The organism is Flavobacteriales bacterium (genome assembly GCA_020635395.1).
Lineage (GTDB): Bacteria > Bacteroidota > Bacteroidia > NS11-12g > UBA9320 > UBA987.
In genome coordinates this window covers 242514-267510 of sequence record JACJZV010000001.1, presented here as the reverse complement: position 1 = coordinate 267510, position 24997 = coordinate 242514, and the positions used below count along the sequence as shown (strand labels likewise).

Genomic DNA, 24997 nt, shown 5'->3' with positions numbered 1-24997 from the left:
TGTGGTATCGCGTCCCCTCAAAGGTGGAAAAGCATGATACTCAAATTGTGTTATTTCTTGAACCATTCAGGCATTAAGAAAATTAAGACTTAATGAACCTAAATTTCTTAATGGTTAAAAAAAGACGCTTTTACGCACCCCCACTTTTTTATGATAAAAATCAAAACTTGCGTTTTCTAAAAATACTTTCCTAAACTTGCATTCAGTATGACAAAAATAAAAATAACAGTTGTGGGAGGTGGCCTTGCGGGTTCGCTAATGGCCGTATATTTTGCCAAACGAGGCTATGAAGTAAAGGTTTTTGAACGCCGACCCGATATGCGAAACACCGACATCAGTGCCGGTAAATCCATCAATTTGGCTCTTTCTACCCGTGGTTTGCGGGCGTTGGAAAAAGTAGGACTGAAAGAGGATATTTTAAAAGATGCCATACCCATGAATGGCCGCACCATGCACTCCGAAACGGGTGAACTTTCATACCAACCTTATGGCACCGAAGGTCAATATATTAATTCGGTTTCCAGAGGTGGACTCAACATTCAGTTGCTCGAATTAGCTGATGAAAATGAACATGTTCAATTGTTTTTCAACCACAAATGTTTGGATATTGATTTTGAAAATTCGATAGCCATTTTTGAAAATGAAAACGGAGAACGAGTTACAGAAAAATCCGACTTTATTATTGGTGGTGACGGGGCTTTTTCGGCTGTGCGTATGGCCATGCAAACCAGTAGCCGTATGGATTTTTCGCAAGATTTTTTAGATCACGGCTACAAAGAATTGACCATTCCTCCTACCAAAGACGGGCAATTTGCCATGGAGCCTAACTCTTTGCATATATGGCCCAGAGGCGAATATATGATGATAGCCCTGCCAAACCCCGACAAAACATTTACCTGCACATTGTTTTACCCGTTTGAAGGCAAAAACAGTTTTGACACCATCAAAACAGAACAAGATTTGATGAATTTTTTCAACGAACATTTTCATGATGCGGTGCCGATGATGCCTACGCTTACCGAAGATTTTTTCAGCAACCCCACCGGAAGTTTGGTAACCGTGCGTTGCTACCCGTGGGTAAAGGAAAAAGCCGCACTTATTGGAGACGCATGCCATGCCGTAGTTCCATTTTTTGGTCAAGGCATGAATTGTGCCTTCGAAGATTGCGTGGTTCTTGACGAATGCCTTACCAAACACAACGACAACGTGGAAGCCGCATTTGCCGAATATCAAAAATTAAGAAAAATAAATGCCGATTCTATTGCCGATTTGGCTCTGCAAAATTTCGTAGAAATGCGTGATTTAGTGGGTGATGAAGAGTTTTTGCATTACAAAAACATTGAGCACGATTTGTGTGAGCTGCACCCCGACTTGTTTCAATCGCAATACGAAATGGTAACTTTCACGAACATTCCTTACTATGAGGCTAAAGTGAAAGGCGAAGCAAATACCAAATTAGTGAAAAAAATAATTGCCAATGGCTGGGAAGATCGCATCACAAATCGCACATTTGTTCTGGAATTGATGGAACAACGCGATTTGCCGAGTGCGTAGCCTATGCAAAAACGGAAATTTTTATCCGACCTACTTTTTGTACAGGGGTTAAACCTGTTGGTTAAAATTGTTTGGATTTTGGTTATTGATCGGGCGGTGCAAAACCTGCTTCCGGCAAAAGATTATGGCTCTTATTATTGGCTTTTAAGTCAATCCATCTTATTTGTTATTTTTCTTGACATGGGTTTGCAAAATATGAACAGCAAGCTGGTGGCTCAAGATGTAGGATATTTCAAAACCAATTTTGTTCGATTTTTGGTAGCAAAATGTTGGCTTAGCCTCGTTTATGTTGCCCTGCTTTTGACCTCCGGATGGTTTTTGCATATTAATGGCAAACAGTGGCTTTTGCTTTCGGCATTGGCTGCATTTCAAATATTAAACTCTTACAATCAATATTTTAGGTCGAATTTGGCCGGCATGCATTTGTTTAAAATGGATGGCGTTTTAGCTCTTGCCGACCGATTGTTGGCCATTTTAGTTTTGGGTATTTGGTTGATTGTTCCGGCCTTTCATCATTTGCTTACCATCAAAAATTTTGTGCTGGTGCAGGTGTTGGGTGTGGCATTCACTTTTGCCGTTGGCCTTTGGCTTAATCAGTCAAAACTAAAGGCTTACACCAAAAAAGAAAAAAGCCTGTCGGTTCTTACAATTATAAAATCTTCGCTCCCGTATGCATTGCTCATTACGCTCATGGTGGTTTTTACTCGTATTGATGCCATTATGATTGGCAACATGCTGAATCAGGAAGAAACCTATCGATATGCCATGAGCTACCGATTGTTAGATGCAGCCAATATGATGGCAGCCTTGTTTTCGGGTATGCTGTTGCCCATGTTTGCCAAAATTATTACCAACAAAATTGAGGTGCAAAATTTGGTCTATTTAAGTACTAAAATATTGCTCATTCCGGTAGTAATGAGCTGCATTATTTTGGCACCTGTGGCCACACCCCTTTTAGCATTTATGTTTCCGGACAAGGTACATTTAATCTCCGAAACAACTTTTATTTACCTGCTTTTTAGCTTTATAGCCTCCAGTTCTGTATTTATTTTTGGTACACTTTTAACGGCCGCTCATCGATTGAAATCGTTAAACATTTTGGCTGCCGCTTCGGCATTGCTCAACATCATATTAAACTATTTGCTCATTCCTACTAAAGGCATTTCGGGGGCAGCCATAGCCACGTTAATTACCCAATTTATTTTTGCAATAGGCTGTTTAATTGCAAGTTACAAACATTTTGAATTTCAAATTTCAAAAAAATACTTGCTGAAACTTGTAGTCGTTTTTGGAATTTTTACATTATTTTATTTTGTGCTTTTGCAATTTTTACACCAACCCTTCGTTACCATAATGTTCGGCATTTTAATCGCCATTTTGCTTGTCGTAGGCTTTGGTTTGATAGGTTCGAACACACTGAAGTTGCTGAGTCGTCGTAAAACCCAAAATGCTTCAGACAATTAATCTATTTTTGCAGACCCTTTTTTTGAATGGCTAAAATATGAGCACACAAGAAAATTTTATTGATTTTACTTTTACCGACATCCTTTCGTTTTTGATTCGATGGAAAAAACACCTCATTATCATTGGTATTGTTGCCGCCATATTGAGTGCTGCAGCCTCCTTTTTGGTAAAACCCCGCTATGAGGCCGAGTATGTTTTTTACCCCTCCACCATCAATTCTATTGGTAATGCCATGTTTACAGAAATGAATAAACGTGAGGCTGACCCATTGGCCTTTGGGGAGGAAGAAGAGGCAGAAAATGCACTTCAAATTTTGAAATCGGAAAAATTGACTTCTCGATTAATCCGAAATTTTGATTTGATGAAGCACTATGATATTGACCCTAACGGCAAATATCCGCTCACGAAACTTCAAAAGAAAATAGAAAAAAACATCAGTTTTAATCGTACACGCTATTTGTCTATTTCAATAAAAGTATTGGACGAAGACCCAAAAATGGCTGCATCTTTGGCCAATGGAATTGCCAATCTTTACGATAGCGTTAAAACCGAAATTCAAAGAGAAATAGCCCAACCTGCTTTTATTATTGTAGAAGAAGAATTTAAAAACAAAGAAAAAGAGGTTTGGAATTTAAAACTCGGGCTACAAGATTTGGGAAAAAAAGGCATTTTGGATATTGAAAAACAGGCACAATCTGTTACCGAAGCCTATTATGCATTGCAAGCCCGCGGAGCCACAGGTGCTTCTGTAGCAGCACTTCGGTCGGAGAAAGATACGTTGGCCAAATACGGTTCGGAATACACCAACTTATACGAAACATTGATTTTGGAACTGGAAGAATACAGCGAATTGAGAAAACGCTATAACAAGGCCAAAATTGACGTAGAAAAAACCATTCCGCAAAAGTTTACTGTATCATCTGCGGTGGCTCCAGAAAAGAAGGCGTTGCCAAACAGAAAATTGTTTGTGGTGCTTGGCACTCTGGCCTCCCTATTTGCCGCATGCCTTTATTTGCTTTATACCGAGCAACGCAAAAAAATAACTGCCTAATTTTTTGTGTTAAAAAAGGCTGACATAACGTGGTTTTACCTTGTTGGGTTGCTTTTTTTGGCAATCAATTTGGTGTGCTTTGCCTTTGATTTTTTTTACATAGCTGCACTGCCAATTGTTCCGTTATTTCTTTATTTGCTGTTTCATCACACCGACAAGGTTATCTATTTTCTTGCGTTTGCCACACCTATTTCTATACCATTAAAAGATATTGGAGCCGGCATTGGCATGAGCGTTCCCACCGAGCCCATCATTGTAATGCTATTTGCCGGAGTGCTTTTTAAACTGATTAGTGGAAAAACATTTGACATACATATTTTGAAAAACCCCATCGTGGTGGTGGCTTTGATAAATATGCTTTGGCTTTACATTACCAGCATTAGCAGCACACATGGCATCGTTAGCATGAAATATTCACTGGCATACACATGGTATGTGGCCGTGTTTTTGTTAACTCTTTCGCATTTTTTTAAAAATGAAAAAAGCATCTCTATATTTATCTGGTGCTTTGCCATTGCAACCACATTTTTAACACTCTACACCCTAAAAAATCATGCTGCCGAGAGTTTTACTAGACTTTATGCATACACCGCCATGCGACCATTTTTGCCCGACCATGGCATGTATGCAGCAGCCATTTCATTTGCCATACCACCTATGTTGGTCATTGCTCTTTTTGGATCTAAAATGCGGGTGAACCCGTTTTGGCAGACTGTGGCAGCAGGTATCGCATTGATTGTTTTATTGGGCGTTATTTTTTCGTTTACCCGAGCGTCGTGGCTGAGTATTATCATTGCCTTTGGAGTTTGGGGCTTGCTTTGGCTAAAGGTTAAATTTAAAACCGTGGCAACCGTAGGTATTTCCATTTTTGCAGTGTTTCTTTTGTTCCAGAGTCTTATTTTTAGTGAGTTAAGTAGAAATAAACAAGATTCCGACGATGACATTACTGCACACCTACAATCTTTTTCCAACATCAGCACCGACCCATCAAATCTTGAACGACTTAATCGTTGGAGCTGTGTGTATAGAATGTTTCAAGATAAGCCAATCTTAGGTTTTGGCCCAGGAACATATACCTACGAGTATGGTTCATACCAATTGCCTTATGAAATGACCATTATTAGCACCAACTCAGGTGATTTGGGCAATGTACACAGCGAATACCTTCGCCCATTTGTGGAGTCCGGCTTTGTTGGAGGTATTTTATTTTTGATTTTGGTCATTGTCACCATTCAACAAGGATTTCTGGTTTATTACGAAGCTGCCAACATTCGGATAAAAGGTCTTGTTTTAGGCTGTTTGCTGGGTCTAATCACTTATTTCGTTCATGGCCTTCTCAACAATTACAGCGAGTTTGACAAAATTGCCGTTCCCATGTGGGGTTTTATGGCCGTTATTGTTGCTGCGAGAAGGTATCATTTGAGGGAGGAAAAAAAAGAGCCTGCAATGTAATTACAGGCTCAAAAAAGTTAGATATAAAGTTATTTCAAGATAAGTTTCGGGCAATCAACAGGTTTTTCTCGTTCTATTAATGTGCAAATTGGAATGGTATCACCCGAGCAAAAATCAATGGCATAACCAAGTGGGCAAGAATAGCCATTAACAGTTCCGGTTTGAAAGGTTTTTCCTACCTGATTTTTAGTTGAAAAAATGAGATGATTGTCAATATCTGTGGGGCTTGTCCAAGTTTGAATATCAGCCAATGAAGCATCATAAATTTCCGCACCAAAAGCAGCAAGAGAACCTGTATTTAATCCCTCCATTTCGATGATGTTTTTTCCGGCAGGTAAGGTATATTCGAAAACATGCCAGTATGCAAAGTTAAACGTGTTGGAATTGATAAAATTCACAATCAAACGGCCATTAACTTTTAGCCGAAACATATTGTCAGCACCAACGCCAATACAAACTGTTTTTGTGGTGTTTGACTCAATGCAAGTGGAAAATCCTGCCCATTGGTTGTTTCCAACACCTCCCCAAACGCCTACTTCGTTTAATCGTGTTTTTCCTGTTGAACCGTTTGTCCAAATACCCCGAATGTTGGCAACCACGGGTACAATTGTCCCATTTTTGTCGTAAGTGTTGTTACCAGAAGCTTGGGTGCTAAGCGGCATGAGCGTGTCAACAGTTGCATAAAGATTTGCCCCGCCTGAAGAATACGAATTGTTTTCATCGCCTTTGCTAATAGTTACCAAATTGCCATTTAGTACGGCCATTTCACTTTTAGTACGCTCACACAAACCTGAGTTAGGATTTTTTTCAAAACTGTCGCGGCAAGTCTCACAATCACGTTCTATGTATTCACAATTATCAACTCTACACTGATAAAAAAGCGAGATCAACAACAAAACAATTGTTCCCACCCTATATGTTTTCCAATTTACTATTCTTGTTTTCATATTATTTTCTTAATTAAAAGTTAATTACAAATCACTTTTATTTCGGTTCGTCTGTTTATTTGGTGTTGAGCTTCTGTGCAATTTACCCCATCAGCACAACCATTGAGCAATCTTGTTTCGCCATAGCCTATTCCGATGAGTCGGTCTCTTGACACGCCCATTGTTACCAAATAATCTATCGCAGCATTTGCCCTGTTTTGCGAAAGTGTTTGATTATATTCTGTTGAAGCTCTAGAATCGGTGTGAGAGGAAAGTTCCACTTTTACATCTGGATTGTCGAACATAAACTGAGCTACTTTCTCCAATTCGGGTTTAGCATCGTCTCTTATGTAATACTTGTCTAAATCATAATGAATATTTTTCAGAGCCAAAGATGCACCGCAATCAGCCTCTTCAAGACAAATTTCCAACTTTACAAAAAGCGTGGTATTCCTATTAAAATCGGATGTATTTATTGTTTCAGTTTGCGAAAAATATTTCAACTTTTGGCCATAGATAGAGTAAATCCTATTTTGCTGAACGTGCAGAATGTACTTACCGTTTTGATCGGTCATGGTGCTTTTTTGTTCACCAAGCGTGGTGTTTTTGAGTGTTACTTTTACCCCTGATAAACCTGTGGAAGTGTTGCATATAACTGCGGTTCCTTCCAAAATAAAATCCTGATTGGTGTAAAGTATTTCTTTTTGTAGTGTTTCGCCGTGCACAAATTCTTCTTTTCGTGTCGAGGTTGGCTCTAACGCTACCTCATACAGTTTACCTTCAATGGTATAATTGTCGGGCTTAATAGGGTCAAAAACCACCACACCATAGCTATTAGTGGTTCCAGTAGCCACCACAGAACCATCAGATTTTTTCACCACTACATCCGTATTGGCCAAAAGTTGCCCAGTGTATTTGTCTCTTGCAGTAACGGCCAAGGCATACGTTTTGCAACAGGTGCTGCACTCTTCTTTTTCTGTAATTGGAATTTTGAATGTAATCCCTCCAAAAAATCCGACCGATGATACATCGCAGTTGCAATATTCGCGTGTCTGTAGTTTTCCGTCAAAAATATTGATGCCTGATTGTGGAGATGTTAGTGGCTGATATGCCGAAGAAACGCCCATTTCTGTCAACTCGGAAGTTCCAAAATGTCGGATGTAATACACTCCGGCGTTGATGCCAATATAGTTATTAAAAAAGTAAGTAAAGCGTGTTTGTGCCTTAGTGGCAAACTTATTTTTTACATTATATCCGGCATGAAAATTAAGCACATCGCCAGCCACTGCATCATATAGCAAAACTCGGCCACCTTTAATATTTCCTAATCCTGTTCTCGTGTTTAACTCTATCATAAATCTGTTGGCAGGATGTGCCCACATGAAATCTGGCCCTAAGCCATAAAAGCTTCGAGTAATTTTGCCCTCCGTTAAACTAAAATTGGTGATTAAACTTGGGTTGTAAATATTGGCAGTAGGATACGTGCTGTGGGTTTTATTTTTGATATAATCGTAGTCGAAACCCATCCCAAACCAAGACCAATAATAATCCAAGGATGCACCAAACTCTAAACCACCTTTGTAATCAATATACGGTGTATTGTTGTTAAAAAATGGAATGTCATACCCAATTCTTGGGCTAAAAATTACTGCAGGCCCATTAAGGGGTTGCAAGGATAATTGTGCCTCAGACAAATAACCGATAAAGCACAATTGCATCGTCAATAATAATTTTACTAAATGTTTCATTTTTTGTTTTTTGGATTAGTACCCTAAGATTTCGTTACCTAACTCAACTTTTTATGATTTTTTCCTTTCTACCATTGAAGGTTTATCACACCAACCCTATTTTGAGAAATTCCCCAGCCATCTTCACAAACCCAAATAGGCCATGGAATCGGAAATTTCCATTTTTTAACACAGTCAATGCAATCGTATTGGCAGTTCTTAGGATTGTTGCAACCGCTGGTGCTGCCATAATGGTATCGTTCGTAGTTGTGGCACTCGTTGCAGAGATTTACATTATCCGAACATGGATGGTCGCAGTTTTCGAGTCGTAAAACAAAATTATACATCCCTGATTGAACCTTGTTCCCTTGGTCATCTCTTCCATCCCATTGAATCACCCCATTTTTTAGGCCATCACCGCAACTTGCAGTTCCGGTAATTTTACGAAAAGCTCCATTGTAGGGGTCGGTATCCCATCGGCTAAAAATCCACAAAGTGTATTTTGTGGCGTTATACGACATGGGTGCTCCATCGGCTTTGGTGTAATCCCTGATAATAAAATTGTTGCCCAAATCGGGTGTAGCGGTGTGCCAATAGGATAGGGTAGGAAAATTTCCTTTCAGTATGTCGGACACAACAATCGTTTGGGTAATGGAAGCCCCGCCAGCCGTGGCAGTAACCGTGTATATTCCGTTTTCAGAAACATTTATTTGTTGCGATGTGGCTCCCGTATTCCACAAATAAGTAGCAGGCTTATCTGTCTCGGCAACCAATGTTCTCTCACAGCAACCGTTGGCTTTGTTGATTATGCCAAGCGATTTTATTTTGTTTGATAAATCAATGTTGGAGCAGGTATAAACCACACTCTGGCAACAGTTGGCATCTTTCCACGATACTTTAACACAAATTTTAACCTTTGTGGCACAACATGGTATTTCTGATATGGGTGGCAAAACGTAGCTTACTTTAAATTTATCGCCGCTGAGCAGCATAGCTCCGTTTGGATTTTGCCACTTTATTTCTCGCACATTCACGCCGCTTGTGGTGTTATTTGCCCAATTGGTTAAAGTAAAAGGTGGGTTTTGGTTTAAACTGTTTGGTGCAGTACCAATGGCATTATCCGAACTATAAATACTTCCCCAAAGTGCGGGATTGTTTACACATTGAGCACACTGCTCATATTCATATTCAAAATCTATATCGGTGATATCCACCCTAAGCTCCGTAATTGGAATAGCAGAATTTCTGTGTAATTCAAACGTTTCTTCGGCATAAGATAAATTTACTCCATTTACGGTGGCGTTTTGTACTGGCAATGGATCTGGTGTCCCCCAATAGTTCCAAATGTCGAGTGGTGTGCAGTGGCAATTGGTAACCTTTGGGATTTGAGGATTAGGTTGTTGGTTTGGCGGACACTGTTGAAAACAAATGTTGTCAACACCGTATTGTTCTGTAGGACTACCACCAATATCGAGATTGAACATTATTCCTCCAACGTTGGTTATCAGTGCATCCCAATCTGCACTTGTGCCGCTATTATTCATAACCCAACCACCCAGAGCATTTGAAGGTAGATTACCAGCTCCATCGGATAAGCTGATTGGCGGACAAATAGTTCTCCATCCTGAACCGGCAATCATTGGAGAGTTTAAAACAAATTTTGCGGATAATGTTGCTCCAATTGGTGTATTACCACTATAAATTGTCAAAATAGATGGTGGTGGAGGTGCAGCATTACCGTTATTTATTACATTAAAGTCGTAACAAAAACAATTGTTAAATTGAGTCCAATTTCCTGAAAAATCTATGGAATTCCATACCAATGATGAACCATTGCCACAACCCACATCTTGGAGATACAAGTAATTGTTTCCAGGTGCAAGTGAATTAGCGTCACTTCTTATTGCCATTAGACCACATCTTTGCATCCAATTACCAAATGTTGCTCCAACGGCGGCGTTTGTTCCAACTTGTCCGACTAGTCCAGTTGTAGCCTCATTGTCAAAATTTGTACAAGTTGTTTGGGCAAAGGATGTCAGTTGACAAGCAGCCAATGCTAATACTATTACTATCTTCTTCATTTTTTTAATTTTTTAGGAGTTAAAACTTCATCTTTTTCATTTTGAGAAACATCGGTGTCCAGTCCCCCATCTTGTCCGGTTCCGGTTCCATTGCCGGAGTTTTGATTGCTTTTATACTCATAGCAGATAACTGTATCGCAGGTTTGACAATTAATGTCGGTAAATGTGTAGCGAATGCAGACAGTGTAAGTGCCTGTGCAACATTCTAATTTGCTCAATTGGGGCAAATTCAAATTCATCATAATCATTTTGGCAGGAAGAACAGACATGTCCACACCTTGACTCGTTTGGGCAACCCATGTAAACTCGTTGAAATAATTATCGTTGCTGCCGTCGGAGTTTTGTGCTTGCCCGCTATTTTGCCAGCCATTGCTTGAATAAATTCTTCCAGATCCATAACCATTATAAAACAGCCCCATTTGCTCATCATGCTTTGTGCAAGTGCGGCATTGCTCATCATTTACATTGTGTTCTACACTAATTATTTCGGCTTTTATTTCTTTAATTGGGTTGGCATTCAATAGTTGAAAATCGGTTCGTATTTTCATGTTGGTTTTGCTGGTATTAAGTTGCCAAAACTTCTCATTTGTCGAAACTATTTTCCAACCTTTACACACGTTGCAAATGCACGACGGCAATTTTGCCGGAGCAATTTCATTTAATACCGTGGCCGAATTTTGCTGTTGGTAGTTCAGATAAAATTCGGTGTTTTGCTCGCCAATGGGACGTTTAAACTCCACCCAAAAGCAAATATTTTGCCCAGGGATTAAGGTTATTGGGAGCACCGGAACTGGGGTCAACAAGCCACCAATATTTCTTGAAACAGGGTTGGCAACTTGGTCGGGGTTCGTTCCTGTGGGGTCTTTTGCATAAAATGTCTGACTTGGAATAACTATATTGGTGGTGCCTGCATTTTTCAAACAAACTCTGCCATAGTAATGAACAAAGCCAAGCGTGTCAAAGGCTGCTGGTTTGCATTCTACCTCAAGTAAATCGGCAACTAAACCCACACTTCTTGTATAGCCTTGAATATATTGGGTTTCGCTTTCTAAAATCCCACACTCGTCAAAATGCGATTCTACCTTCCAACCAAGCGTTTTTCCTTTTTCGTTAAAATGTGCCTGATAGACGGACTCCAACTCCCTGTTGTGCTTTACGCTTTGCTTTTTTGTTTGGGTAGAATAAATTAGGTTGTTTTTATCATCAACTATTTTGAGGACATAAAATTTCGGAGTGTTTCTGTTGTCATCATTCCATTCAAAATCTGGCCTTTCTTTTTCGGATAAATAATAATTTTTTTGGTCGGGTGGCGATTTTAGATTGGCTGCTCTACAATCGGTTTTTTTTTCACTAAGGTTACTTGCAGCGTTTGACTTTCCGAAATTGTGTGAAATTCCTAAATTCAGGTTAAAATAAGATACGTTAAATTGTTTTTCAATGGCTGGTTGCTCAACCAACAATCCTGGATTAAACTGCACCTGCCCATTTTGGTCAACACGGAAAGCATTGTTCACTTCTCGGTAGGTGTAATTGACCTTGGCTGCGGTGTAAACGTGCTGCGGATTAACAAAAATCTTGGTATTGTTGCCAATTTTATAATTAAATCTTATTCCGGTTGTCAGCCCAAAAGTTGAAACCGAGTGTTGATTGAGGTTAAATAAATCTCTCGAAATTCCTTGATAGTTAAACGTGGTTTGGTACTTGGGGATTTTTACGAAAGAAACTCCCGGTTTTATATACAACTCCGTTCCAAAGTTTGGTGAGAATACTGCATAATAGTAAACAGGCCCAAAACCAAAGGTAGTTGCCTGCCATTTCCCACTTTGTGTGTTTGAAACCGTATATAAACCCGGATTGTAAGGAATTACAGAAAAATCAAATGGATTTTTGGGGTTGTTGTTTTGTTGATTAAAATCAAAACCGAACCCAAAATTTTTGGAAAAAAGATAATCAATTGAAAGACCAAAATCGTAACCATTTTGAGCAAAATCTCTAAAATTACCTAAGGGTTTGTTGTAACCAACATAGGGTTTAACGGTCAAATTTGTTTGTGCTAAAGAAGTATTGAAAGCACCAATCAAAACTAAAAGGGGAAGAAATAGCTTAACCCATTTTGACCAACTGAGTAGCGGCGGATTTTTCCCTTTCTGGAAATTTACAACGATATTTTTCATTACATTTTTACCGTTTGTACGGTTGCAATGAAAAACCTAACCTGAGTTTGAGATTTTTTTTTGAAAAATTTTAAAACACCAATTTTCTCAACGGATTTCTTAATTTGTTGAGCAGCTTTTGGCCTTTTCGTTTAATTACTTCATCGGTTGAGTTTGACTCTATTAATTTGCTTAGAACATTTTCTGCCTTTTCATTTTGCTTTAGATTTAAATAGGCCAAAGCCAAATTATATTGTGCAATATCAAACCACATACCTTTTACTTTTCCCAAATTTTCGATGGCTTTTTCCGGCTCACTCAGCTCCATAAAACACATTCCGCCATAAAATAATGTGGTATCATTTGCAGGTTGAATAGTCTGAAAAACCTTGGCAGCTTTCTCAAATTGTTGGGTGTTGTAATATTCCATGGCGGAGTCAACCAAACTTTTTTCTCCCCCCAAAACCGTTACATAATCAGGAACTGACGAATAGGATGAACGGTAAATTTTACTTTCTGTAAGTTGCCAATTGGCATACAAAATTAAACCGGCAGCACCCACAATCAATAGCGAAGCTGCATATTTTAGCCAACCATAACTCTGTTTATCAATGGGTTTGTCAAACTGCCTAATTTGGTCTTTTAAATCGGCAAGAGTTTGGGCGTTTGCTACATTATGAGCTGCCTCAAAAAGTGCCACTTCTTTTCTAAAATTCTCATCTTGGGCATATAATTTTTTATAGAGAGTCAGTTCGTCTGGACTAATAACTCCATCAAAATACTTCTCAATCAATGTTTCGTAATTTTCCATTTTAGTTCAATAAATCAAGAATTGAAGGGTTTTGTTGAATTTGAATTCTTATTTCTTTCAGGCAAAGATTTTTCTTATTCATAACCACCTGCGAATTTTGATAACCAAGTTGTTCGGCAATTTCGGTCATGTTGTAATTCAATGCCCAAAGGTTGAGCACTTCTTTGCATTTATCTTTAAGTGTGCTAAGCACTTTATTTAAATTTTGTTTTAACTCATTTGAAATCAGCGGAAAGCTGTGTTCGTAGGAAATTTCATTATCCTGTGTTTCTTCCCATTTTTGATGAACCTGTTTTTTGCGAAGTTTCTTAAACCAAATTCGTTTGCAAATAGCAATAATATAGGTGCTTATTTTACTGTTTTGCTCAAACAAGCCCTTTCGCACATTGAGCACAAAAGCAGCCATGCCTTCATAAAAAATGTCATCCACCTCATCTTTATCCTGAACAAGTGATAAAAGCGTACTTTTAATTTTATCGCCTTCTTGATTCAAAATATGTAGCACGGCAATGTTTCGCTCGGCTTCATTACCTTTAATGGCAAAAATTAAGCTGTCATCATTAGGGAAAGGACTAATTACTTTTTTGCGAAACATATAATCAAAGGTCAAAATTAACCTTTCTGAAAATGAATAGCAAAGGTGAGTAGCATCTGTCTGAAATGTGTGCAAGGGTGCATAAGCCGTATATTTTACAAAATCATTTTCAATCATTTTTCTTGATTTCATAGGTATAGTACGGCAATGACAAAGAATCTAACATGAGGTTTGTTTTTTTAAGAGAAAAACCATTCAAATTTTTAGTATTGAAATAAAACGTAGTATTTTCGGATTTTTCGCATCAGCAAATTAGGTTTTGTGATGTTGAGGTACTTAACCCAAAAAATAAAACAATGATTTACGCAACAAGAATTATCAAAAATCTGCAACTAAGAGCTGTAACAGCGTTAATGTTGCTATTTGCCATATCGTTAGCATGGTCCGCCGATTTTACAACAACAACTTTACTACCTGACACCACCCAAATAACTTTTAACCATGAAAATGATTACCCAGGTTATTATGAGAATGCCAACGGACAAATGCCCGATGAAGGTTGGAGTTATTTTTGGATAACCGATGAAGGAATAGTGAGCCATTCGCAAGTTGCAAAGTTTATTTTTCATAATATAGGTTCGCATGAAGTTACACTGGTTTTAACTCCACGAAAGCGACCCGAAACAGTGGGGCAAGTTGTTTTTATTGATACCATTAATGTTACAAACACCGGCACAGGATTAAACGGAGACTACACCAATGCTCCGATTGGGTTTCATGCGGAAGCCAAAGTAGGAAAGCAATTGTATGTTATTTTACCGCTTAGAGGGCAATGCCCAAAACTAGATTCATATCTTTATGAATTAACTTTTGATGATATGCTTTTAAGCAATCCAACCCCTATGAACACGTTGCCAAATTTGCATTTCGACCCCATTATAGGTGGCAGAATTACTTTTGACTATAGTGGAACGGCAACAGCAGAGCAAACACTGGTCGTTCGGTTTAATGTGATGGGCAATGATGGCGACAGTGCAATGTTTTTATATACGATTAGCAATCCGATTAACGTGCCGTGTACAGAAATGGAGGCAACAGCCCTCATTAGCATTGGCCCATACGACCCCAACTACAAACAGGCGGATGTGGCCGGCATAAATGTGGACCTAGATATGGCCGCTCGCCAAAATCAAACCTTGGTGGAATACACTATTCATTACCAAAACATTGGCCGAGGCCCTGTTGATTCTATTACTATTGAAGATAAATTGCCGCCACATTTAACTTTTTTTAGCCCAACCGGAAGCAGCCACGCCGTTACTGCCTTCAATTATTATCCAAATCAAAAAAAGTTGGTTTGGAAAATTGGAAACATGACCAACTCTCGGGTAAATATTAGAGGCACCAATCAAAATGGCATCGTGCCAATTAATGAAACACAAGGTTGGGTAAAATTTTCGGCATATATTGATAAAGAAGATACCCTGCAATACAACAGAAACAACAGTTGCTATTGCCTAGCCAACAAGGCCACCATTTGGTTTGAAGATTTAGACCCTATTGAAACCGAAGCCGATGTGATACCCATTGGTGGAAAAGGGTGTTTTTTACCCGATGTGAATGACTCTCTTAATCGAAAACTTTACGAAATAGTTTGCGGCAACACTTCCAACCATAACGGTGGAAAGGTCTCAATTTCAAAACCCAAAAATGAAATGAATTATTTGCTGGTTTACCCCAACCCAACAACCGATGTAGTGAAGTTGAAAATACCTGTTTTGGGTGTAGAAAAAGCTGTATTGATAGACGCAATTGGAAGGCAATATTTTGCTGAAATAAAAAATCATGAACTGGATATGAGCCAATTGGCGGAGGGTTTTTATCTGTTAAAATTGGAAGCCGAAGGCACTATTTACACTTCCCGAATTATGAAATTGTAAGTCTTAAATTCCGCTCAATTCGAGAGATTCTAAAAAAGAGTGCTTATTATTGGCACTCTTTTTTTATGCAAAAAATTGCATTTGGCATATTAGCTCTCGTTTTTGCAGGCATTTTTGGTGTGTCTGCCCAAAGCCTTGAAGAGTTAAAAAAACAGAAACAAAAAATCATGTATTCGGGAGAAGGGTTGGTGGTTCAAATAAACCAACTTCAAAAGTTGATTTCTACCATTCCGACGCAACCCCAATACGAACTTTTTAAGCATATCTCCTTGGGCTACACTTTGGCTCATTTATACAGCAATATTGGCGATTTTGACCGTGCCATTGAGATGAATTATGTTGCCCTACAGTATTTTACCAAACAAAAGAACGACATTGAGCAAATGTGGTGTCATAACGATTTGGGAGTTTATTTTACAAACAAAAGTCAACACGATAGTGCTTATAACCACTTCTTAAAAGGCTATCAACTTGCCGAAAAAAATAAGTTGATTTCTGAAAAAATTGATATGCTGGATGGACTCAGCTTTTCCTCTATTGCTTTGAAAGACTTTGTTTCGGCAAAAAACTATCTTCAACAAGCGGAAAACCTGTTGAACTCAACAAAAGGAAAGGACAAAGATATCCAGTTGGTCTATTTTTATTTCAACCAGGCATTGTTTTACAAACGACAAAATGATACTGAACAGGCTGGTGTTTTTTTCGAAAAATCTATACTTGCCGGAAATGATTTGAACGAACGAAAATTGGTTCATGTGAGGATGGAGTACGCTCATTTGCTAATAAATACGTATCCTCAAAAGGCTAAAAATCAATTGGTAAAAAACCTTGAATTTTATGATTTAAAAAACAACCCGAACGCAAAAGATCCTTATCTGATTGAGACATATATGCTGCTTGCCAAAATATCCGTTGCCGAAAAAAATAATCAACTGGCATACGAGTTTGTAAACAAATCTGAAAAACAATCAAAATATTTTCATGAGCTTTATCAGTTTGACAAGTCAAAATTATTTTTAAACGAAATTAGGAGAGTCAATTTGGAATTGGGGATAGAGGTTTGCCTCAATTTATACCGTCAAAGTTCGGAACAAAAATGGTTGGAAAAAGCCATCGAATTTGCTGATCAATCCAAATCAAATGTGCACAAAGAGCGATTGGCCTTAAATAGAATTACAAATAACAACAGCCAAACGGCACTTGTTACCAAACGAATGCAATTGCTTTACCAAATAAATGAATCTGAACAAAGCGAAAAAACGAAACTCAGAGCCTCGTTAGATTCGATAAATCAGCAGTTGTTTGGTGCAATAAATGCAAACCAAAAAGACTTTTTGGTAAAACTATTACAATCAAAAATGGCCGATAATCAGGCTGTTTTGCATTATACCCATTCAGATTTTGCGGTTTATGCTTTTTTGGTTCAAAAAAATAACATTACCTATCAAATTTTGGATCAACGGTTGTTAACATCGATTCCTAAGTTTTATCAACTTTGTCAATCGCCCAATTCTTCTCTAAATGAATTTAAAACAATAGGTTATGCAATCTTCAATGATTTTATAGAACCCTTGCTGGGCAATGGAAAAGACATCCAACAATTAATAATTATACCCGACCAGGAACTAAGTTTTCTTCCATTTGAGGCATTACCCACTGCACCAACCGGAAAAAGTTGGAGCGGAATCAACTATTTGATGAATCAATACACCATAAGTTACGCCTTTTCTGCAGAAGCCTTGATCTCTTCAAACCCACGAACTGCAAAGTTTTCATATACATATGTCGGTTTTGCTCCGACAAATTACAACCATGACTTTGCCTCGTTGCCCAACAGCGAAGGACTAATCAATAATTTTAGCTCCACTTTTAAAGGCCTCTCTTTTACTCGGGCGGCGGCTAACTATCACCGAGCGGTTTCAACCACCAACTCAAAGATTATTCATTATTACACCCATGGCCAATCAATAGATTCTGCCTTTGCGGCTTCATATATTGTTTTAGCGGACCGCAAATTCTATGTTTCGGATATTTTGAATTTGAACTACCAGACCGATTTGTGTGTGATAAATGCATGTAAGGTAGGCTTAGGAAAACAATATTCCGGCGAAGGAATTACCAGCGTTTCTTGGGCATTTTCAGCTGCCGGATCCTCACATGTTTTAAACTCACTTTGGAATTTAAATCAATTTACCACGGATAATCTTACCACCCGGTTCTTAGAAGATTACCATAAAAAGCCTTTTGCTAGCCAAAATCTAAAAGATGCAAAACTTGCTTGGTTAGCAAACAAAAATATAATGGATAATCAAAAGCAGCCCTACTATTGGGCGGGTCAATTGTTATATACCAATACACTATATATTCATCCATCCGAAAGTTTGCTGAGCAGAATATGGGTTTGGCTGATTTTATTTATACTTTTTGGACTTGGGATATTTTGGTTAAAAAACCATTATAAAAAGAGAAGAGCTGCCTCCCGGCAGCCCCTCAGACCCTAATTGAATGAATATGAATTATTGTGTCGTGTTAATCTTTTCTTTCAATTAATATTTACTTAACATTATGAAATCACATTACACTTATCCTTTTTCAGATATTGTTCCAATCGATTTAAAACTCAAGAAAAAAATAAAAAATACTGATAATCAGTATATTAAAAAATAATGCCGCTAAAAGAAAGTGAAACTTATTGTCTATTTTGTTAGACGAACTATCCCAACGAATTGTCCTTTATAGTTTTAAAGAACGTAATTAGCTCATCAATATAGTCGGGTGATAGATTTAGGTTGGAAACCTTTAGTGTCTTGGATTGGCTTTCGCCCGTTTTTCGATATTCAAGAATCGAATCCTTTATCACATCGATATGCTCTAACTGGCTCCATTTAAGCAATTCCTTTTTGATTAAAATTTCGCGATCATCAATTTTTATCACGGTTCTTAAACGACGAATAATGCTTTGAACGCATAAAACTAAGAGAACCAGCGAGGCAACATGTGTTGCGGCAGCAATCAATTTGGTAGTTTCATCCTCATTTGATCGAAAAATCCAAATAGTGACCAAACAAAGACCAATAAAAAAGACAGAAAGCCACGGCATTATGCCTAAACTACGATGAATTTTAATAACGTCATCACCACCATATTTTTTGGAGGCAGAAACCAACTTAGCCCTATTTATTTCTTCCAACCTTTGGTTATATTTTTCTTGGTAAGCCGCTTTCTTTTTGCCCCATAAAAATGGAGTGTTGGCCAGCATTGATCTTTTCAAGAAGGATGTTTTGGCCAGCTCTTCACTTGTTTTTGGATTGGCCGAATGTTCTACCATCCATTTTTTCCATAAAGCCACCTGCCAAAGACAGAAAATAAATAATAATACACCAACTGCTAATAGGGTTATTAATGCAAAAACGGGAGTAATGTATTGAACAACCAAACCCCAAACAAGCAGCGACAGGACTATTGTTACGATAATAATTGGCAATACCAATATTCGGAAAACGCCCCTGCGGTGTGCTTTGCTTACTGAAACTTTATTTGTCATACAACTTATTTTCCACCTAAATATTTACAATTCATAATGGCGGATGCCCCTTCAAACTTAACACGTTGTTTGTCATAGCCAAAGCAATCTTTAAGTGTTTTGGTAAAATTGGCATCTCCCATACTTATTTCTATGTCGGTCATGGTAAACTGGCTTGGGTGTTCATGGCCAGTAGCCATGGCCAATTCCAAAAGCTCTTTTCTAAAAGCCTTTACATAGTTGTAAAACCTATCCGATTTTAAAGGCACATTAATGCCCGACTGTAGCCATTTGTTTTGGGTGGCCACTCCTGCTGGGCATCTATTGGTATGGCATGTTTGGGCTTGTATGCAGCCAATGCTCATCATGGCTTCGCGTGCCACATAGATAAGGTCGGCACCCATTGCAAAAGCTTTTGCCGCCTGAGCCGGAAGCCCAAGTTTTCCGCCGGCTATCCAAACTATTCTATCGGCCAAATCTTTTTCTTTAAATATTTTATACACCGTGCTGAAGGCATAAAACAATGGCAACGACACGTGGTCGGCAAAACTTGGCGGAGCAGCACCCGTGCCTCCTTCTCCTCCATCTATGGCAATATAATCAGGTCCTGTGCCGCGTTCTTTTATTTTGTCGGCCAAATAATGCCATTGCTCTGTTCGACCTACTGCAGACTTAATGCCTACAGGCAAGCCAGTTCTTTCGGCAATTTCTTCTATAAAATTTAACAAACCATCCACATCGTCAAACGCCGAATGAAATGCCGGAGAAATAACATCTTTACCCAACGAAACTCCTCTTATCTGGGCTATTTCAGGGGTAATTTTTGCAGCTGGAAGCACGCCTCCTTTTCCAGGCTTTGCCCCCTGAGATAGTTTTATTTCGATGGCCTTTACAAATGGATTGTTTTCAACCAGCTTTTCTAATTTATCCAAAGAAAATGTCCCATCGTCATTTCTTACTCCAAAATATCCAGTGCCAAATTGAAAAACAACATCAGCTCCTGTGCTATGATAAATGGAGAGCCCTCCCTCTCCTGTGTTTTGATAACAGCCTGCCTTTTTTGCACCTCTATTGAGCGACTCAACGGCTTTGCCAGATAATGAACCATAGCTCATTGCCGAAATATTTATTACAGAGGCCGGACGAAAAGGTTTCTTTCTGTTGTTATACAATCCAATAACTTTGGCACATGGCACAAAATCTTTGTGTTCCAAATTCGGGTGTTCATCGGGCATTTTAAAACCAAAAAGGTTCGGTTTTATAAAATGATAATTTGGCTCATGAATATCTTTATCTGTGCCAAAGCCTTCATAATTATTCTCATTTTTTGAGCTTGAATATATCCAGCTGCGTTCGCTTCTGTTGAAAGGCAATTCTTCACGATTATTTGCAACAATATACTGACGAAGCTCTGGGCCAATTTTTTCGAGCATATACCTAAAATGACCCACCAACGGAAAATTGTGTGATATGGCGTGTCTCTTATTGAAAAAAACATCTCTTATAACCACCAAAAAGGCGAATACCAATATCCAACCCCACCACGAAATATTTTTAAAATATTCCATACTTATTGTTTTGTAACCTCAATAACCATGGCCACCGTCTTTTTATCGCCAATAGTCGCATCAAAATGAACGTTGGCTCCTGATTGAAACGTTACCCCTGTCATGGCATACTGACTTAACACGGATTGCACCTTTTGAGCATAATTGCCGGTGGCTTGATTGATTAGCCTATTTAATTCGCCGTGGTCAAGTTCCACTTTGCTTACAACTACTGCCATGCGGTCGGCATTTCCTATGTTATCGGCCATTAATGATTCGGTGCGAGGGAAAAGCCGAGTACCGGTTATTCCGCAATAGGCTGAGTGATTTTTTTTCTGAGGATTTGGGAACAAAACGTAACTGCTGCCATCGGTTTCTTCACCAAAAACATAAATGTAACATTCAATGCTATTGGTTACTTCAATTTTAAATCGCGTTCCTTTGGCAATGTTGTTCGAGGTTCTAAAAATTCCATTTCCTAAATGGGTTAAAGGAATGTTTTTTAAATTGTCGGAGGTAACCAATCCAAAATCCACGGATAATTTATTGGGGTCGAGGGCAGGTGCATTACCCATTGGGTATAGTCCATAAGCTTCTCTTGTAAAATACTCAAAATCAGAATATTTTATCCAAAACAAGCCTCTGTCTCCCCAGTCTTCTCCCCAACTGTTCATTATTTGAAAAGCTCCACCTTCGAGGTTGTCGTCATACCCAATCACACACATTGCATGTCCGCCAAATCCGGCCATATTTCGGTCTCTGCTTGTAGGATGCCAAATTTTTCTACCCATCATATCACTCATAAACGAGCCTCCTACCAACATACCTATTACCACCGGCCCGCCTTGCGAAAGATTTTGTTTGATGGCTGAAATGTCGGTTCCTCCTTCGTTTTCCCATAACCTTTGAAAGCCTCTTGTTCTGTATTGGGTGGCCATTGCCATTTGGTTTTGCGATGGCGTTCTGTTGCAATCATATTCATCATAGCTAAACTCGTTGAACGGCAAAACCCCATATTGCTGCATTTGCTGCATGGCATTGTGTATGTAAGCACCTTGACAATTGGGAAGTTTTATAAAATTATAAAGTGATGATGGGCTAAAAGCCACTTCTTTGCCGCTTACTCCTTTTGATTTTGCATGTAGAATGGTTCGAGCAGCATACGAACTACTCCAAGCCACGCACGAACCCTGCGACCCCTGATTTAGCCGTGGAGGACAAAACTGTTCTAAACTTACTCTGCTCGGAAGACCACTTTTGTAGTTGGTAGCCAAAGGTTCATACAATTCTCCTTGTTCATAGACTTCCTGTTTCATATCCAACCCGCGGGAGAATGGCGAAACTATATCGGCATCGGCGGTTTCGCCTCCACCTAAAAGATTTCCACCAAAAAAATAAAACAAAACTCCTATGGCTATTACACCCAAAAGCAACTTCGGTTTTTTTATTAAAAACTTGAAAATATAGGGTAGAAATAATAGAAGAATTGGGGGTATTCCACCTCTTTTTCCTCCAGTGTCGTTGTTTTTCGGTTCTTGTGGGTCGTCCACCATTCTAATAGGCATAGCAAATTATTTTTTTAGTACGAAACAAAAATAATTTTTCTGCGTCAAAACAACTCACTCCATGACATTTATCGTACCGCTTACTCTCTTAAACTCTCCGTTGCAAGCACGATAATCAATTAAATAGATGTATGCGTCTAACTTAACCCTTTTGCCTTTGTACGTTCCATCCCAAAACTGAGCTTCACTATCTTCGGTATCAAAAAGTTTTTCGCCCCAGCGGTTGAACACTCTAAAATGGTATTCGGGTTGCAGAATTATTTCGGAAAAGGGAAATGTTTCGTTTAGTCCATCGCCATTGGGGCTAAAAGCATTGGCAATAAACAACTCGTTGGGCATGGCATTTACATCTATGGCCACATGAAGGGTGTCGTAGGTAAAACACCCATTTTCGTCAACCACTTTTAGTATGTGATTTCCGGAATCTTGGGTGGTAATGTATGGTTCATTCGACCCACTGTTCCATTGGTAGTGCAAAAACTTTTTGGGTGTTCCAATGGTAACCGCTTCGCGTAAACAAATGGCCGTATCATTGCCCAACTCAAATTCAGGCGAATTAGTTAAGGTAAGCCTTATGGTGTCAGATTTTTCGCAGCCATTGGTATCTTTTACCCAAACATAGTATTTGCCGGGGGTTGTTACCGTGTTTGTTTCCAGAGTAGAATTGTCGTACCACAAATATTCGGCCATGGCTGGGGGGGCAACCATTAGTCGGTATAAATTATCGCAGTAGTTGGTGTCATTGCCCAATTCTAAACGAATAATTGGGTTTTCAATATAAAATGTATCACTGCTTTTGCAATGTTTTTCCCAAACCGTTACCCAATATTTTCCTTCTGCATTTATTTCTTTAAATCTTCCGGTAGAGCCATCGTTCCACAAATAGGTGTCGGGTCGTTTACCTGCATCGTATATTTTCGAAAACTCATTGCATATAAATAAATCTGGCCCCAAATTGGGTTTGTACGAAACATAAACCAAAGAAGTATCATATTTTGAGCAACCTCTTGGGTTGGTCACTTTTACCCAATAATACCCTGATTTACCAACATGAACTTTTGAAAAAGTATCTACACTTGAGGTACTCCAAAGGTATTTGTAGTTTGGCTGACCGGTGGCCACCAAATCGAGGTCTATTGCTTCTTCGGAGCAAAATAATGAATCGGGGGTAATGGTAAACACAGGCAAATCGAGCTTTAAGTCTATTGTATCTGAACCTTTACAATTTCCATAATAGGCTGTGGCAACATATCTTCCAATTCTATTTACAGACAAAATGGGTGTTATCTTTCCGTTGTTCCAAACTATTTTGGTTGCATCGAATATGTTTGGGGTTAAGAAAACATTTACCGAACTGTCGCAGAAATACTGATCTGGCCCCAGTTTTATATCAATTTTAGATTTGATGTTTACTTTAAATTCATAGTCGGCCTCGCACAAATCGTTTTTGGCGTGCAACTTTACAGTGTATGTCCCGTTTCCTGGATATATCCATGTTGGGTTTACGTCGTGACTTGTGTCGGCATCTGTGGTGGGGTCGCCAAATTCCCATCGATATTCTTTGGCTTTTAAGCTTTTGTTCAAAAAGTTTACGGTGTCGGAACAATTGTATGTAAATGCCGATGACCCTGCGGCCGTAATAAAATTTGCCACTAAGGTAGTGGTACATTCTCGGACGTTAAATTGATAATCTCGATAGGTTTCGCCAACCAACACTCCGTTTCTATATTCTTTTACTTTAATACCGATAACGTATTGACCCACGGTGGTTGGCAGCAAGGTAATCTCCCCCGTCTTGGGGTTTATTTCCATTTTCGGATTTCCGGTTACCTGATTGCTCGTGGCAAAACTATTTCCCCAAATTATGTTGTTGAATGGTGGTGCTTTAAACAAACCAGCACCCTTATTATCGGGTCGAGGCCGATCTTGTGAGGCACCCGAATAAGGCTGATAAAGCTCATATACCAAACTATCTCCATCGGGGTCTGAGGCCGAGTGGTCGAATTTTAATGGGGCATCTGTACACAAATAATTTGGTGGTAACTCCTTAAACACCGCACTGTTGTTGTATGTTGTTGTTTCTGTTCCCGGAATTTTTACCCAGTAGGTAGCTCCGGTGGCTTCGGGGTTCACGATATTGTTTATGGTATGGTTTCTACAGCACCGTTGAAAAGCCAAAATTACGCCTGATGTTCCAGGATTTATATCAATCGATTTGGTGTAAATATACTGGCTAACACAGGCATCTTGCGGGGGTATAAGGCATTGATAATGAATTTTGCTTAAATAGGTTGGCCCCGTTCTGAAAAAATCTTCTTGCCGTATGTAAGAATTTGAGCCTGCATCCCAAATACTTACAATTGCAGTTTCATCTGATCGAATAGCCGTTGAGTCACCATTTTGGCAGTCTATATAAAGTTTTAAGGTTACCAAATATTGATCTGTTCCTATCTTTTTGTAATAAAAATCTCCCCCAACAATGTGGGTGGCTTGCACCGCAAAAAATGCAATTAGACAAATCGATACTAAAAAGGCTTTCTTCAATTAAGGTTGTGTTTTGTTTTTGAACGTCACTCCGTGATTCATATTTCAAACCTACACAAAAATAAATAACTTTTGATTCGCTTTATTGTCACATTTGAGTAACGGCACAAATTCTTTAACCAAA

The 24997-nt window shown here is 38.9% G+C and carries 16 protein-coding genes; 6 read left to right on the top strand and 10 right to left on the bottom strand.

The annotated features are described in order from the left end of the window. Window positions 1–207: 207 nt before the first annotated feature. From H6607_01100 to H6607_01085, 4 genes are read left to right on the top strand one after another with little or no spacing between them, the layout of a single operon-like run. On the top strand, window positions 208–1554 hold the full coding sequence (locus H6607_01100; GenBank protein ID MCB9260962.1) for an FAD-dependent monooxygenase: 1347 nt from the start codon (window positions 208–210) through the stop codon (window positions 1552–1554). Window positions 1555–1557: 3 nt separating this feature from the next. Further along, the gene (locus H6607_01095) at window positions 1558–3018 is read left to right on the top strand and encodes a polysaccharide biosynthesis C-terminal domain-containing protein (GenBank protein ID MCB9260961.1); all 1461 of its coding nucleotides are present in this window, start codon (window positions 1558–1560) and stop codon (window positions 3016–3018) included. Between the two features lie 37 nt (window positions 3019–3055). Next, on the top strand, window positions 3056–4069 hold the full coding sequence (locus H6607_01090) for a hypothetical protein (protein ID MCB9260960.1): 1014 nt from the start codon (window positions 3056–3058) through the stop codon (window positions 4067–4069). A 6-nt stretch (window positions 4070–4075) separates the two neighbouring features. Next, the gene (locus tag H6607_01085; protein ID MCB9260959.1) at window positions 4076–5521 is read left to right on the top strand and encodes an O-antigen ligase family protein; all 1446 of its coding nucleotides are present in this window, start codon (window positions 4076–4078) and stop codon (window positions 5519–5521) included. A gap of 29 nt (window positions 5522–5550) precedes the next feature. Here the strand turns inward: H6607_01085 and H6607_01080 are convergent, their stop codons facing one another. The 6 genes from H6607_01080 to H6607_01055 form a co-directional block, all read right to left on the bottom strand. Further along, on the bottom strand, window positions 5551–6468 hold the full coding sequence (locus H6607_01080; protein MCB9260958.1) for a hypothetical protein: 918 nt from the start codon (window positions 6466–6468) through the stop codon (window positions 5551–5553). A 20-nt stretch (window positions 6469–6488) separates the two neighbouring features. Next, window positions 6489–8195 carry an OmpA family protein gene (locus H6607_01075; protein MCB9260957.1) on the bottom strand — a complete coding sequence of 569 codons (1707 nt, stop codon included), beginning with the start codon at window positions 8193–8195 and terminating at the stop codon, window positions 6489–6491. A gap of 68 nt (window positions 8196–8263) precedes the next feature. Continuing rightward, complete coding sequence (locus H6607_01070; protein ID MCB9260956.1) at window positions 8264–10255, bottom strand: hypothetical protein; 1992 nt, start codon at window positions 10253–10255, stop codon at window positions 8264–8266. Then, window positions 10252–12429 (bottom strand): hypothetical protein, encoded by a 2178-nt coding sequence (locus H6607_01065; protein ID MCB9260955.1) that lies wholly within the window; start codon window positions 12427–12429, stop codon window positions 10252–10254. The genes H6607_01070 and H6607_01065 overlap by 4 nt, the downstream gene beginning before the upstream one ends. 70 nt (window positions 12430–12499) lie before the next feature. Further along, the gene (locus tag H6607_01060; protein MCB9260954.1) at window positions 12500–13219 is read right to left on the bottom strand and encodes a tetratricopeptide repeat protein; all 720 of its coding nucleotides are present in this window, start codon (window positions 13217–13219) and stop codon (window positions 12500–12502) included. 1 nt (window position 13220) lies between these two features. Then, window positions 13221–13946 (bottom strand): sigma-70 family RNA polymerase sigma factor, encoded by a 726-nt coding sequence (locus H6607_01055; GenBank protein ID MCB9260953.1) that lies wholly within the window; start codon window positions 13944–13946, stop codon window positions 13221–13223. A gap of 164 nt (window positions 13947–14110) precedes the next feature. Here H6607_01055 and H6607_01050 point away from each other — a divergent pair, with 164 nt between their 5' ends. Further along, window positions 14111–15694 (top strand): T9SS type A sorting domain-containing protein, encoded by a 1584-nt coding sequence (locus H6607_01050; GenBank protein ID MCB9260952.1) that lies wholly within the window; start codon window positions 14111–14113, stop codon window positions 15692–15694. 65 nt (window positions 15695–15759) lie between these two features. Beyond that, window positions 15760–18195: a CHAT domain-containing protein gene (locus tag H6607_01045; GenBank protein MCB9260951.1), complete on the top strand. Its 2436-nt coding sequence runs from the start codon at window positions 15760–15762 to the stop codon at window positions 18193–18195. Between the two features lie 212 nt (window positions 18196–18407). Here H6607_01045 and H6607_01040 read toward each other — a convergent pair whose 3' ends face one another. The 4 genes from H6607_01040 to H6607_01025 are packed head-to-tail and all read right to left on the bottom strand — an operon-like array spanning window position 18408 to window position 24825. Beyond that, a complete protein-coding gene (locus H6607_01040) occupies window positions 18408–19238 on the bottom strand; it encodes a hypothetical protein (protein ID MCB9260950.1) in 831 nt (276 codons plus the stop codon). Window positions 19239–19243: 5 nt separating this feature from the next. Beyond that, on the bottom strand, window positions 19244–20785 hold the full coding sequence (locus H6607_01035; protein MCB9260949.1) for an FMN-binding glutamate synthase family protein: 1542 nt from the start codon (window positions 20783–20785) through the stop codon (window positions 19244–19246). A gap of 2 nt (window positions 20786–20787) precedes the next feature. After that, the gene (locus H6607_01030; protein ID MCB9260948.1) at window positions 20788–22329 is read right to left on the bottom strand and encodes a peptidase C1; all 1542 of its coding nucleotides are present in this window, start codon (window positions 22327–22329) and stop codon (window positions 20788–20790) included. 54 nt (window positions 22330–22383) lie between these two features. Next, window positions 22384–24825: a gliding motility-associated C-terminal domain-containing protein gene (locus tag H6607_01025; GenBank protein ID MCB9260947.1), complete on the bottom strand. Its 2442-nt coding sequence runs from the start codon at window positions 24823–24825 to the stop codon at window positions 22384–22386. Window positions 24826–24997 lie beyond the last annotated feature (172 nt).